This is a genomic window from Sphingomonas sp. RIT328 (assembly GCF_000632225.1).
GTDB classification, from domain to species: domain Bacteria; phylum Pseudomonadota; class Alphaproteobacteria; order Sphingomonadales; family Sphingomonadaceae; genus Sphingomonas; species Sphingomonas kyungheensis.
Map to the genome: position 1 here is coordinate 36,072 of NZ_JFYV01000007.1, position 13,734 is coordinate 49,805.

General features: G+C 71.2%; 11 protein-coding genes. 9 read left to right on the top strand and 2 right to left on the bottom strand.

Annotated elements, in window-relative coordinates; all coding sequences use genetic code 11:
* The first annotated feature begins 23 nt into the window (after window positions 1-23).
* The 9 genes from BW41_RS04260 (at window position 24) to BW41_RS04300 (ending at window position 11,000) form a co-directional block, all read left to right on the top strand.
* Window positions 24-1,139, top strand: a complete 1,116-nt coding sequence (locus BW41_RS04260; RefSeq protein ID WP_037531770.1) for an FAD-dependent oxidoreductase — start codon at window positions 24-26, stop codon at window positions 1,137-1,139.
* Window positions 1,140-1,177: 38 nt separating this feature from the next.
* Entirely contained in the window at window positions 1,178-2,080 is a 903-nt protein-coding gene (locus BW41_RS04265) for a VOC family protein (protein ID WP_037531771.1), read from the top strand.
* A 4-nt stretch (window positions 2,081-2,084) separates the two neighbouring features.
* Entirely contained in the window at window positions 2,085-3,242 is a 1,158-nt protein-coding gene (locus BW41_RS04270) for an alpha/beta hydrolase family protein (protein WP_037531772.1), read from the top strand.
* Window positions 3,239-3,736, top strand: a complete 498-nt coding sequence (locus BW41_RS04275; protein ID WP_051583244.1) for a hypothetical protein — start codon at window positions 3,239-3,241, stop codon at window positions 3,734-3,736. Before BW41_RS04270 ends, BW41_RS04275 begins: the two co-directional genes overlap by 4 nt.
* On the top strand, window positions 3,733-4,518 hold the full coding sequence (locus BW41_RS04280; protein ID WP_037531774.1) for a cyclase family protein: 786 nt from the start codon (window positions 3,733-3,735) through the stop codon (window positions 4,516-4,518). The genes BW41_RS04275 and BW41_RS04280 overlap by 4 nt, the downstream gene beginning before the upstream one ends.
* Window positions 4,515-5,495 carry a fumarylacetoacetate hydrolase family protein gene (locus tag BW41_RS04285; protein ID WP_037531775.1) on the top strand — a complete coding sequence of 327 codons (981 nt, stop codon included), beginning with the start codon at window positions 4,515-4,517 and terminating at the stop codon, window positions 5,493-5,495. Before BW41_RS04280 ends, BW41_RS04285 begins: the two co-directional genes overlap by 4 nt.
* A 61-nt stretch (window positions 5,496-5,556) precedes the next feature.
* The gene (locus BW41_RS04290) at window positions 5,557-6,951 is read left to right on the top strand and encodes a carboxylesterase/lipase family protein (RefSeq protein ID WP_037531777.1); all 1,395 of its coding nucleotides are present in this window, start codon (window positions 5,557-5,559) and stop codon (window positions 6,949-6,951) included.
* Window positions 6,952-7,036: 85 nt separating this feature from the next.
* A complete protein-coding gene (locus BW41_RS04295) occupies window positions 7,037-9,691 on the top strand; it encodes a glycoside hydrolase family 2 (RefSeq protein ID WP_037531779.1) in 2,655 nt (884 codons plus the stop codon).
* 46 nt (window positions 9,692-9,737) lie between these two features.
* The gene (locus BW41_RS04300; RefSeq protein WP_037531781.1) at window positions 9,738-11,000 is read left to right on the top strand and encodes an MFS transporter; all 1,263 of its coding nucleotides are present in this window, start codon (window positions 9,738-9,740) and stop codon (window positions 10,998-11,000) included.
* A gap of 37 nt (window positions 11,001-11,037) precedes the next feature.
* Here the strand turns inward: BW41_RS04300 and BW41_RS20375 are convergent, their stop codons facing one another.
* Window positions 11,038-12,174 carry a serine hydrolase domain-containing protein gene (locus BW41_RS20375; protein WP_081792891.1) on the bottom strand — a complete coding sequence of 379 codons (1,137 nt, stop codon included), beginning with the start codon at window positions 12,172-12,174 and terminating at the stop codon, window positions 11,038-11,040.
* A 103-nt stretch (window positions 12,175-12,277) separates the two neighbouring features.
* Window positions 12,278-13,732, bottom strand: a complete 1,455-nt coding sequence (locus tag BW41_RS04315) for an efflux transporter outer membrane subunit (RefSeq protein ID WP_037531782.1) — start codon at window positions 13,730-13,732, stop codon at window positions 12,278-12,280.
* Between the last annotated feature and the right edge of the window lie 2 nt (window positions 13,733-13,734).

Here is a 13,734-nt window from a genome sequence, read left to right on the forward strand (position 1 = left end):
AAATCTCAGGGGGAGGCGAAACGATGGATGCGATGAAGATCCTCGTGATCGGCGGCGGGATCGGCGGACTGACCGCGGCGATCGCCTTGCGCCGGCGCGGCGACACGGTCGAGGTGGTCGAGCGCGATCCGGGCTGGTCGGTCTATGGCGTCGGCATCATCCAGCAGGCCAATGTCGTCCGCGCGATGGCGCAGCTCGACCTGCTCGACGATTATCTGTCGGCGGGCGTCGGCTTCGACGCGGTCGAGGTGTTCGTGCCGAGCGGGCAGAAGGTCGCGCGCATCCCGTCGCCGCGGCTGGTCGAGGACCGGCCGGCGAACGTCGGGATCGGCCGACCGGCGCTGCACCGCGTGCTGGGCGACCGCGCGCTGGCGAGCGGCGCGACCGTGCGGCTGGGGATCATGCCGACCGATCTCGCCGATGACGGCGACGGCGTGACGGTGACCTTCTCCGACGGCAGCCGCGGCCGCTACGATCTCGTCATCGGCGCGGACGGCGCCTATTCGCAGACGCGGGGCAGGCTGTTCCCCGATGCGCCGGTACCCGAATTCACCGGCCAGGCGGTGTGGCGGTACAATCTGCCGCGGCTCGCCGACATGGACGCCTTGCAGGTCTATAACGGGCCGAACGGCGTCGGGCTGGTGCCGATCTCCGCCACGCTGATGTACCTGTTCGTGACCACCAGCGAGCCGGGCAATCCCTTCTACCCCACCGAGGGGCTGGCGGCGGCGATGCGCGCCAAGCTCGCCGCCTCCGCGCCGGCGATCCGCGCGCTCGCCGAGGGGATCACCGACGATGCCGGCGTCGTCTACCGCCCGCTCGAAGCGCTGCTGGTCGAGGGGCCATGGCACGAGGGGCGGGTCGTGCTGCTCGGCGACGCGGTGCATGCGACCACGCCGCATCTCGGGCAGGGCGCGGGGATGGCGATCGAGGATGCGATCGTGCTCGCCGACGAACTCGGCCGGTATGACACGCTGGCGGCGGCGCTGACCGCCTATCGCGACCGGCGCTTCGATCGCTGCGCCTATATCGTGCGCTCGAGCCTCGCCATCTGCCACGGCCAGATCGGGCGCGCCCCCGCGGTCGACAATGCCGCCGCGACCAAGGCCATGTTCGACATGGTCGCCGCCCCGATCTGACCCCCCCATCGACATGATTGCGCACAGGAGCTGATGTGATGAGCCGAGTGACCGAAATCCGCTACGTTGGCTATGCGGTGGCCGACCTCGACGCCGAACGTGCCTTCTATCGCGACGACTGGAAACTGATCGACGCGGGCGAGAAGGACGGGATGGTGCATTTCGCCGCCGAGGGCCATGACGAGAATTATGTCGTCCGGTTGCGGGCCGACGACACCAACAGCATCGACGTCATCGCGCTCGCCGCCGACGGCGATGCCGATGTCGAGGCGCTGCACGACCGGGTCGTCGCCGCCGGCTGCCGGGTGATCTTCGCCCCGCGCGCGCTCGATACGCTCGGCGGCGGCTATGGCTTCCGCTTCTTCTCGCCCGACGGGCTGCCGTTCGAAGTGTCCGCCGGCGTCGACCGGCGCACGCCGCGCCAGCTCAACCGCTGGGAAGGCATCCCGCAGAAGATCAGCCATATCGTCCTGCATTCGCCGGATCATCGGGCGATGGTGCGCTTCTTCGTCGAGGTGCTGGGCTTCCGGGTCAGCGACTGGCTCGGCGATTTCATGTGCTTCCTGCGCTGCAACAGCGCGCATCACCGGCTCGCGCTGCTGCCGGGGCCGGCCTGCCTCAACCACGTCGCCTATGACATGCTGACGGTGGACGACATGATGGCGGGCATCCGCCGGCTGAAGCGTGCCGGCACCGACATCCTGTGGGGGCCGGGGCGGCATACCGCGGGCAACAACACGTTCAGCTATTTCACCACGCCGAACGGCTTCGCGGTCGAATATAGTTCGGAGCTGGAGCACGTCGATTTCGACGCGCATGTCGATCAGGTCCATGCCCCCGGACCGACGACGATGGACCAATGGGGGATCGGCGTCGGCGGCCCGCAGACGATGCCGCATCCCAAGCCCGATCCGCGCCTGTTCACCGCGGCGGGGGTCTGATCCGATGGCGTTGTTCGAATATTTCCCGAACTACATCTGGAATCTGTCGGTCGCGATCGCGCTGGAGAGCGGCGGGCGGATCGGTGAGATCGTCGATATGTGCCAGCCGATCCGCGATGCGGCGGCGGGCGGCGGCGATGCCGGCACGCCGCAGTTCATGGCGCGCTGGGTCGAGATGGGCGACCGGCTGATCGGCCTCGCCGACGAGGATGTCGCGGCGGGCCACGGCTATTCCGCCGCCGCCAAGCTCGACCGCGCCGCCTTGTACCTGCTCGTCGCGGAGCGGATGCAGGCGCATGGCTCGGCGGGGCGCGAGGCGACCTATGCGCGTGCGCTCCGTGCCTTCGGCGATGCGACGCGGCTCGGTGGCCTCAGCCGCGAACGGGTCGAGATTCCGCTGGAGCAGGGCCATATGCCCGCGCTCTTCACCCGCGCACCGGGGGCGGGGCGGAAACCGGTCGTCGTCTATTGCAACGGGCTCGACAGCTGCAAGGAGCTGCTGTTCTGGTCGGGCCTGCCCGAGGCGCTGGCGCGGCGCGGCATCTCGACCCTGTGCGTCGACCAGCCGGGCACCGGCGAGGCGCTGCGCCTGCAAGGCCTGCCGGTCGATCCGCACAGCGAGCATTGGGCGTCGCGCGCCGTCGACTGGCTGGAGGCGCAGGACGCGGTCGATCCGGCGCGGATCGGCATGACCGGCATCTCGCTCGGCGGTCATTTCGCGCCGCGCGCGGTCGCCTTCGAACCGCGGTTCGCGAGCGGTGCGGTCTGGGGCGCCAACCACAATTGGGCCGAGGTGCAGCAGAAAAGGCTGCGGCGCGAGGGCGAGAACCCCGTCCCGCATTATTGGGCGCACGTCATGTGGACCTTCGGCGCGGCCGACATGGACGATTTCCTCGCCAAGGCCGAGGCGATGACGCTGGACGGCGTGCTCGACCGCATCCGCGTGCCCTTCCTCGTCACCCATGGCGAGAAGGATCGCCAGATCGCGCTCGACTACGCGCATCAGACGCGCGCCGGGCTGGTCAACAGTCCCAGGGTCGGCTTCAAGATCTTTACCGCCCGCGAAGGCGGCGTCGAACATGTCGGCGCGGACAATATGAGCTACGGGCGGGACTATATCGCCGACTGGTTCACCGACACGCTCGGCGGCCGCGCCGGATGAATGCCGTCGCCGCCCCGCGCCCGGTCTTTCCCGATGCCGGCTATCTGTACCGCGAGACCGCGATCAGCGTCGCGATCAATGCGGTGTTGAGCCTCATCTTCTTCCTGCTGGTCTTCGGCACCCCGGCCAGCGTGCGCGTCGCGGGGGCGGGCGGCTATGGCATGGATTTCGTGCCGCAGAGCCTGATGATCGCGCTGATGGCGTCGCTCGTGCCCGGCGCGATCGCGGCGGCGAAGCTGCGCCGCGCCGGGCTGGCGGCGGCGGAAGCGCGCGCGGCGTTGCTGCGTCGATCGCTGGCGACCGCGCTGCTGGGCGCAGGCGTGGGGGCGGCGATCGGCTGGCTGCTCGCCCTCCTCCTGCCCGTCGCGGCGATCCCGCTTGTGCCGGCGCTGTTCGCCAGGATCCTCTACGGCGCGCTGCTCGCCGCGATCGTCACTCCCATCGGCCTGCGCCGGGCGCTGCGCCGGCCGTACCGCACCAAGGAACCGCGATGACCCGCCGCCTCATCGATCTGTCGATCACGCTCGATCCCGACGTCATCACCGATCCGCCGTTCATGCGGCCGTCGATCACCTATCAGACCCATGCCGAGACGGTCGCCGAGGTGCAGGGCTTCTTTCCCGGCCTGACGGCGGAGCAGATCCCCGGCGGCCTCGGCTTCGCCGCGTCGGAGACGCTGACGCTGACCACGCACAACGGCACGCATCTCGACGCGCCGTGGCATTATCACCCGACGATGGACGGCGGCGCGCGCGCGATCACCATCGACGAGGTGCCGCTCGACTGGTGCCTGCGCCCCGGCGTCAGGCTCGACTTCCGCCATCTGCCCGACGGACATGTCGTCACCGCGGCGGAGATGGCGGCGGAATTCGCGCGGATCGGCTATGACCTGCAGCCGTTCGACATCGTCCTGGTCAACACCGCCGCCGGCGCGGCGCTCGGCGGGCCGGACTTCCTCGGCAAGGGCTGCGGCATCGGCTATGAGGCGACGATGTGGCTGACCAGCCGCGGCGTCCGCGTCACCGGCACCGATGCGTGGAGCTGGGACGCGCCCTTCGCGCTGACCGCCCGCAAGGTCGCCGAGACGGGCGACACCTCGCTGATCTGGGAGGGGCACAAGGCCGGCCGCGACATCGGCTATTGCCATATGGAGAAGCTCACCAACCTCGACCAGCTGCCCGACTTCGGCTTCACCGTGTCCTGCTTCCCGGCCAAGGTGAAGCGCGGTTCGGCGGGCTGGACGCGCGCGGTCGCGATTTTCGAGGAGGCGGCATGAAGCTCGCGACGCTCGCCGACGGCAGCCGCGACGGGACGTTGCTCGTCGTCTCCGCGGATGGCCGGCGCCAGTCGCGCGCCGGTGCGATCGCGCCGACCTTGCAGGCGGCGGTCGACGATTGGGCGACCGTCGCACCGTCGCTGCGGGCCTTGGCGGCGCGGCTCGATGCGGGCGGCGGCGATCCGCTCGATCCCGCTTCGCTGCTCGCGCCGCTGCCGCGCGCCTGGCAATGGCTCGACGGGTCGGCGTTCACCACGCACGGCACGCTCATGCAGCAGGCGTTCGGCCATGATCCGATCGCTACCGATCGGCCGCTCATGTACCAGGGGCTGTCGCACCGCTTCCTCGCGGCGCAGCAGGACGTGCCTTTCCCGTCGGAGGCCGACGGCATCGATTTCGAAGGCGAGTTCGGGATCATCACCGACGACGTGCCGATGGGCTGTTCCGCCGCGGACGCGCTGGCGCATGTCGTGCTGATCGTCCTTATCAACGACTGGTCGCTGCGCGCGATCGCCCCGATCGAGATGAAGACCGGTTTCGGCTGGGTGCAGGCCAAACCCGCCTGCAGCATGGCGCCGTTCGCGGTCACGCCCGATGGCCTGGGCGACGCATGGCGGCACGGGCGCGTCTGCCTGCCGCTGCGGGTCGAGGTCAACGGATCGTGGTTCGGCGATCCGGACGGCGGCGCGATGGCGGTCGGCTTCCATGATCTGATCGCGCATGCGGCCCGCACGCGCGACCTGCCGGCGGGGACGATCATCGGTTCGGGGACGGTTTCCAATCCCGATTACGATCGCGTCGGCTCGACCTGCCTGTCGGAGCGTCGCGTGATCGAGATGCTGGCACGGGGCCATGCACAGACGCCCTTCCTGTCCTTCGGCGATCGCGTCGCGATGACGGCGGGCGGCGCGGCGACGTTCGGGCGGCTCGATCAGCGGGTGGTGCAGGCGGCCATGCCCGGCACGGCGGCGGTATGACGGCTCGGGCGGGCGGCTGCGCGAGCGGTGAACCATCAGGATATGCGGAAGGACTGGCATCATGCGCGCACGCTCACTGTCGATGATCCTCATGCCGGCGATGGCCGCTGCGGCATCCGCCAGCGAGCCGGCGCCGGTGGTGCGGACAAACGCGGGCCCGGTGCGCGGCCTCGTCGCGGATGGCGTGCGGCAGTGGCTGGGCATCCCCTTCGCCGCGCCCCCGACCGGCCCCGACCGCTGGCGCGCGCCGCAGCCGGTGGCGCGCTGGTCGGCGGTGCGCGAGGCGCGGGCATACGGCCACGATTGCGCGCAACAGCCGTTCCCCAGCGACGCGGCGCCGCTCGGCACGGTGCCGTCGGAGGATTGTCTCGTGCTCAACGTCTGGGCGCCGCGCAGCCCGCGCGCGCGACTGCCGGTGATCGTCTGGTTCTATGGCGGCGGCTTCGTCAACGGCGGCTCGTCGCCGGCGACCTATGCGGGCGCACGCCTCGCGCGGCAGGGCGCGGTGGTCGTCAGCTTCAACTATCGCGTCGGGCGGTTCGGCACCTTCGTCCATCCCGCGCTCGAAGGCCCGGCGGGCGCGCGCGCATCGGGCAATTACGGCTATATGGACCAGCTCGCCGCCTTGCGCTGGGTCCAGGCCAATGTCGCCGCCTTCGGTGGTGATCCGCGCAACGTGACGATCGTCGGCGAAAGCGCCGGCGGCATGTCGGTGCACACGCTCATCACCTCGCCGATGAGCGAAGGCCTGTTCGCGCGCGCCGTCGTGATGTCGGGCGGTGACGGCGAGAGCGGCGCGGCCACCCGCGATGCGGCGCAGGCGGCTAGCCTCGCCTTCGCCGCGGGCCAGGGCATCGCGGCCGACGCCCCCGACGCGGCAACGCGATTGCGCGCGCTCACCACGGATCAGGTCGTCGACGGCCTGACCATGCGCGCGCTGTTTCCGGGGAGCGGCACGCCGCGTACCTTCGCCTCGCCCTATCCCGACGGCACGATCGCGCTGCCGGTGGCGGCGACCTATCGCCGCGGCACGTTCTGGCATGTCCCGGTCATGATCGGCGCGACCAGCAACGACATCGGCGGACCGGACGGCATGATGATCCGCGGTGCCCGCACGCTCGCCGGGCTGATCGCGGATGCCGGGGTGCCGACCTATTATTACCGTTTCTCCTATGTGGCCCAAGCCGCGCCGGGCGGTAGTGGCGGCGGTGCCGGCCACGCCACCGACGTCCCCTTCTTCTTCGCTACGCAGCGCGTCAAATATGGCGCGGCGACCACCGCGCGGGACGACGCCATGGGCCGCCTCATCAGTCGCTACCTCCTCAATTTCGCCACCACCGGCGATCCCAATGGTGACGGCCTGCCGGCGTGGCGGCGCTATGACCGCAACGCCGCGCCGATGATGGACTTCACCGCGAGCGGCACGGCCGTGGCGGGCAGCGAGGCTGCACGTTAGTCATGCGGACGGCCCGGACGCACAATGCCCCGCACCGGCCGGCGCGCCAGCGCCGTCCACGATGCGGTCGAACGAGGAGAGGCAGATGACATCCCGATGGATTGCCGCGGCGATCGGCATGGCGATCGCCGTACCGGCGGCGGCGCAGGCCGATCGCGCCACCATGACGCTGGCGCAGGGCTGGCAATTCCAGCGCGGCGGCACGGTCGATCCTGCCGCGGCAGCGACGGCGGGCGGGGCATGGCAGCCGGTGTCGGTGCCGCATACGTGGAACCGCGTCGGCTATTATCTCCCCGATCCGCAGCAGCATCGCAATCACGCCGATACGGTCGACAAATATCAGGGCGTCGGCTGGTACCGGCTGAGCTTCACCCCCGATGCCGCCTTCGCCGGCCGCCGCGCCTGGTTGCAGTTCGACGCGGCGAGCCGCACCGCCGAGGTCTGGCTCAACGGCCGGCGGCTCGGCGCGCATCGCGGCGGCTTTTCGCGCTTCCGCCTCGACGCGACCGACGCGCTGCGTGCCGGCGAGACGAACGTGCTGCTGGTCAAGGTCGACAACAGCCAGCCCGAGCCCGGCTCGGCGACCGCCGACGTGCTGCCGCTGGCCGGCGACTTCTTCGTCCATGGCGGGCTCTACCGCCCGGTCAGCCTGATCGCCACCGACCCGGTCCATATCGACATGATGGAGGACGGCGGCAGCGGCATCCTCGCCGCCATCCGCGCGATCACCCCCGCCGGCGCGACGATCGACGTGCGCGTCCGCGTTCGCAACGATCGCGCCCGCCGGCAGGATGCCGTCACCACCGTCCGCCTGCTCGATGCCGACGGCCGGACGGTGGCGCGCGCGACGCGCCGCGCCGGGCTCGCCGGCCATGCCACCGCGGCGGTCGCGCAGTCGCTCGCGGTCGCCGATCCGCATCTGTGGAACGGCGTCGCCGATCCCTATCTCCACCGGCTGGTGGTGGAGGTCACCACCCCGTCGGGCGCGGTGCTCGACCGGGTCGAGCAAGCCTTCGGCATCCGCGAGCTGCGCGCCGATCCGCAGCGGGGCTTCCTGCTCAACGGCAAGCCGCTGCGCCTGCACGGCGTCGGCTATCACCAGGATCGCGAGGGCAAGGGCTGGGCGATCAGCGACGCCGATGTCGAACAGGATGTCGCGATCATGCGCGAGATGGGGGTCAATACGATCCGCCTGACGCATTACCAGCACGGCCAGACGATCCACGACCTCGCCGACCGGTACGGCCTGATCGTCTGGGACGAGATCCCGCTCGTCTCGAAATGGACGCTCGGCAACGATCTGGTCGCCACCGACGCGCTGCGCGCCGACGCGCGCCAGCAGCTGCGCGAACTGATCCTTCAGAATGCCAACCACGCCTCGGTGGTCAGCTGGGGCATCGCCAACGAGGTCGATTTCGGCAAGTCGATCCCGGCGTTCATCACCACCCGCGACGGTGCTGCGCCCGATCCGCTGCCGCTGCTGCGCGAACTCGACGCGCTCGCCAAAGCGGAGGATCCGTCGCGCGCCACCGCGCTCGCCACCTGCTGCGAGCGCAATATCGGTCCCACCTCCGACGTGCCGATCACCGCGGTGGCGGCCGATCTCGGCGGGGCGAACCGCTATTTCGGCTGGTATTACGGCAAGCCGGCGGACCTCGGCCCGCACCTCGACGAACTGCACGCCAAGCGACCGGCGCAGCCGCTCTCGGTCACCGAATATGGCGCGGGCGGCGCGACGACGATCCACACCGATGATCCGCTCGGCGGGCCGATCGATGCGCGCGGCCACGACCAGCCCGAGGAATATGAAAGCTACATCCACGAACAGGCCTGGGCGACGCTGGCGCGCAAGCCGTATCTGTGGGCGAGCTGGCTGTGGAATTCGTTCGACTTCGCGACGACGGTGCGGCGCGAGGGCGATGCGGTCGACATCAACACCAAGGGCCTCGTCACCTACGACCGGCAGATCCGCAAGGACGCTTATTATTTCTACAAGGCGAACTGGACCGAGACGCCGACCGTCCATATCAACGGCCGCCGCTACGTCGACCGCGCCTATCGCGTCACCGACGTGCACGTCTACAGCAACGCCCCGCGCACCGAGCTCAGCGTCAACGGGCGGGTCGTCGGCACGATGAGCGATTGCGCGGAGCGGATCTGCGTCTGGCGCGATGTCGCGCTCACCGCCGGCGCCAATCGCGTCGTCGCGCGCGGCCTGTTCGCGGGCGGGGCGCAGGACGATCGCGTCGACTGGCAGCTGTCGCCCGACGCGGCGCAGGCGGTGCGGATCGACAGCGGTGCGCTCGTCGCGCCGCAGGTCGCCGGCAAACGCTTCGGTTCCGATGCCTTTTTCGACGGCGGCACCGCGGGCAGCGTCAACCCCGCCGCCGGCTATGGCCCGCCGCCGCCGAGGAAGGTGGTGACCGGCACCGCGGGCGGGGTCGTCGCTGAAACCTATCGTCAGGGTCGTTTCGGCTATCGCATCCCGCTCGCCAACGGCCGCTATGCGCTCGACCTCACCTTCGTCGAGCCGTCGCTCGCGGCGGGGGCGCGCCAGTTCGACGTCACCGTCAACGGCCGCCGGGTCATCGCCGCGCTCGACGTGGCGGCGGCAGCCGGCGGGCCGTTGCGGGCGATCACCCGGCGCGTGCCGGTCGAGGTCGGCGACGGCGTGCTTGACGTGCGCTTCGTGCCGGTAAAGGGCGAGGCGATCGTATCCGCGCTGGAGATTTCGCGATGACCGCAGACGTCACCCGAGCCACCGCCTCGGCCGCGGCATCGTCGCGATGACCGGACAGGCGCGCGGGTGGCGCGCGATACCACTGCGCTGGCGCCTGATCGCGCTCGTCACCTTGGGGACGATCCTCAACTATCTCGCGCGGTCGACGCTGTCGGTCGCGGCACCGCAGCTCAAAACCGAATTCGGCATGACGACCGAGGATTACAGCTGGGTCGTGCTCGCCTTCCAGGCGAGCTACACGGTGATGCAGACGGTGGCGGGCAGCGTGCTCGACCTGCTCGGCACGCGGCTCGGCTTCTTCCTGTTCGCGGTCGGCTGGGCGCTCGCCAACATGGCGCATGCGCTGGCGACCGGCTGGCCGAGCCTCGCCGCCTTCCGCGCCTTGCTCGGCGCGAGCGAGGCGGCGGCGATTCCGGCGGGGGCGAAGGCGGTGTCCGAATGGTTTCCGCCGCGCGAACGGCCGCTCGCCACCAGCGTGTTCCAGATGGGCACGAGTGTCGGCAATATGGTGGCGCCGCCGCTCGTCGCCTTCTGCATACTGGCGTTCGACTGGCAGGCCGCCTTCGTGGTCACCGGCGGGCTGAGCCTCGCCTGGGCGCTGCTCTGGTATTGGGGCTATCGCAGCCCGGCGGACCATCCTGCACTCGGCGAGGCGGAGCGTGCCACGCTGGCGGCGGCACAGACCGAGGACGTCGGCGACAAGCCGGCGACGCGCGCCGACCTGCTGCGCAGCCGCAGCTTCTGGGGAATCGCCATCCCGCGCTTCCTCGCCGAACCGGCGTGGCAGACGTTCAACTTCTTCATCCCGCTGTATCTCGTCTCGGTCTGGCACCTCGATCTCAAGAGCATCGCGCTCTGGGCGTGGATGCCGTTCCTCGCCGCCGATTTCGGCAGCCTCGCGGCGGGGCTGCTCCCCGGCTGGCTGATGCGGCGCGGCGTGCCGCTGGTCGCCTCGCGCAAGATCACGATGACCGTCGGCGCCGCCTGCATGATCGGGCCGGCGTGCATCGGCCTCGCCGCAACGCCCGGCATGGCGATCCTGCTGTTCTGCGTCGGCGGTTTCGCGCATCAGATGCTCAGCGGCGCGCTCATCACCCTGTGCGCCGACATGTTCGACAGCCGCACCGTCGGCACCGCGAGCGGCATGGCGGGCACCTCGGCCTGGGTCGGCGGCATGCTGTTCACGCTGCTGATCGGGCAGAGCGCCGACGCCTTCGGCTACGATCCGCTGTTCGCGGCGCTCGCTGCGCTCGACCTCGCCGCCGCCGCGGTGCTGTGGAGCCTGTTGCGCGCGGCGCGGCGGGGGTGAGGGACGCGGCACGCGGCGGCCGGACGCGGCTCGGCCCTCAGGGTTGCAGCCAGGTCAGCGCGTCGAACTCGCGGGCGAAGCGGACGCGCGCCGCACGGCCATAGACGCGCTGGCCGCCGGCGCCGTTGGTCAGCACGACGAGGCTGGTGCCGGCGCTCAGATCGGTGACGAACAGGTTGCAGACGCCGTCGTTCTGCCCCCAATGCCAGGCGAAGCGCCGCGCGCCCGCCTGTTCGAGGCCCCAGCCCAGCCCCCAGGAGAGCGCGCCCGCGACGCGCACGGTCGGCGTGTTCATCGCCGGGAAGCGGCGCGCGAAGCGGAGGAAGCGGGCATAGTCGCCCGCGGTGGTCCACAGGCCGGCGGCCATGTTCGGTATCAGGAAGAGCGGCAAGGCCGGCTTGCCGAGCGCCTGCGCCGCAGCGACCCTGTCCGCCTCCGTCCAGCGTTCGACGGATCGCGCGGGCCCCGCGTCGCGCGCCGTGCGGAAGGCGGCAGGGCCCTTGTCCGTCATCACCGCGCCGCCGGCATCATGCGGCCAGGCGACCGCGCCACCGTCGCCGATCCAGCCGTAGCCGCTCCGCGTCATCCCCGCCGGCACCAGCACCAGCCGGCGGACCAGCGCGGCGGCACTCTCGCCGGTGATCGTCTCGGCCAGCCGGGCGAGCAGCGCATAGCCTTCGCCCGAATAACGGAACGCCGATCCGGGCGTGAAGCTGCTGACGAGGTCGCCGGGCTCGGTGCGCCAGTTGAGCAGGCCACCGGCATGGGCGAGCAGATGACGCGGGGTGACGGCGCGGGTCGCGGCGTCGCGGGTGAAGGGGATATGCGCGACGACGGGTGCGTCGAGATCGATCCGGCCTTCGGCGACGAGCGCGTGGATCGCTGCGGCGAGCACGGGCTTGGACAGCGACGCCGCCTCGAACACCGTGTCGACGGTGGCCGGGGTGACGCCCGCCCTGGCGTCGCCCTCCGCATGGCTGTCGATCCGGTCACCGTCGAGCAAAGCCCAGCTCGCACCCGGCACATCGGCCAATGTCATCCACGGCTTGAGGAGGAACGGCGGCGGTACGGCGCCGTGTGCCGATGCCGGTTCCGGGGCCGGCGCGACCGTCGCGGCGAGGCCGCCGGCAAGCACAAGGCGGCGTGTCGGCGGGCGCGTGGAGCGGTCGGTCATCCGCCGGCGCTACCGCACGCCGCCCACTTTGCAAGAGCCGGCGTCGCTCGGGCGTAGCGCGACGGAGACGGCGCCGGTGCAGCCGATCCGCCCGCGGGGCCGGTTACGGCGCAGGAGCCGGCGCCGGTGCGATCCATCCCCCCGCGGTCGCGACGTACAGGCGGGCGACGTTGAGGAACTGCCGCGTCCGTGCGACGACGAGGCCGTTGCTGGCGCGCTGGTAGAGGCGTTCGGTCTCCAGCACCTGGAGGATGCCCGAATTGCCGACCTCGAAGCTGCGCCGCGACAGGTGGCGCGAGCGTTCGGCGACTGCGACCGACGCCTGCTGGTCGGCGACCGAGCGGGTGTCGTTCCGCATCGCCGAGAGCAGATCGGCGACCTGGCTGAACGCGACCAGCACCGTCTGTTCGTAGCGCGCCTGGCTGGCGCGGGCCCGGTCGACCGCCGCCGCGCGCTCGGCCTTCAACGTGCCGCCGTGGAAGATCGGCGCGGTCAGGCCAGCGAACAAATCGTAGCCGCGGAAGGCGTTCCTGACGAGGTCACCGACCGCCGGGGCGCCCTGCGTCAGCGTCGCGCCCAGGGTGATGTCGGGATAGAGGCGCGCGGTGGCGACGCCGATCGCCGCGGTGGCGGCGTGCAACTGCGCCTCCGCCTGGAGGATGTCGGGGCGGCGGTGGACCAGCGCGGACGGCAGCGCCACCGGGATCGTCGCCGGCAGCGTCAGCCGGTCGAGCCCGACGTCGGTGGGCGGCAGCGTGTCGGGCGTGGTGCCGATGAGGGTGGCGAGCAGGTGCCGCGCTTCCGCGAGCTGCTGGTCGAGCTGCGGCAGGTCGCCGCGGTCGGCGGCATATTGGCTCTGCGCGTTGAGCACCTCGACCAAAGTGCCCTCGCCGCCGGCGCGGCGCTTCTGCGTCAGGTCGACGTTGCGCTGGTCGTCGGCGAGCAGCGCGCGGGCGGTGGCGATCTGCGCGTTGAGCGCGGCGATGGTCAGCACCTGATTGACCACCTGTCCCGCGATCGAGAGATGCGCCGCCTCGGTCTGGCGCTGCTGCGCCTCGGCTTGCGCGGCGCTCTGCTCGACGCTGCGGCGCAGGCCGCCGAACAGGTCGAGGTCGTAGCTGACGCCGCCGCCGACGGTGTAGAGGTTGAATTCCGGATTGCCGCCGGGGGCGAGCGGATTGCTGCCGGAGAAGCCGAAGGCGGCGAGGTTGACCTGCTGCTGGTCGGCGCGGGCATTGGCGTCGACCTGCGGCAGGCGGCGGCCGGCGATGGCGCGGACCTCGTCGCGGCTGGCGGCGAGCGTCGCGTTGCTCGCGGCGAGGCTGCGGTTGTGCGCGATCGCCTGATCGACCAGTGCGTCGAGCTGCGGCGAGCCGAAGGCGGTCCACCACCGCTGCTCCGGCCCGTCGCCGAACGCGACGCGCGGCGGGGCCGCCTCGCCGGCGGGCTGGTAGCCGCTCGCGGCGGGGGCCTGCGGCCGCGCGAAATCGGGGCCGACGGTGCAGCCGGCGAGCGCGGCGGCCGCGACGGCGGTGAGGATCAGGGGGGCAACGCGCATCG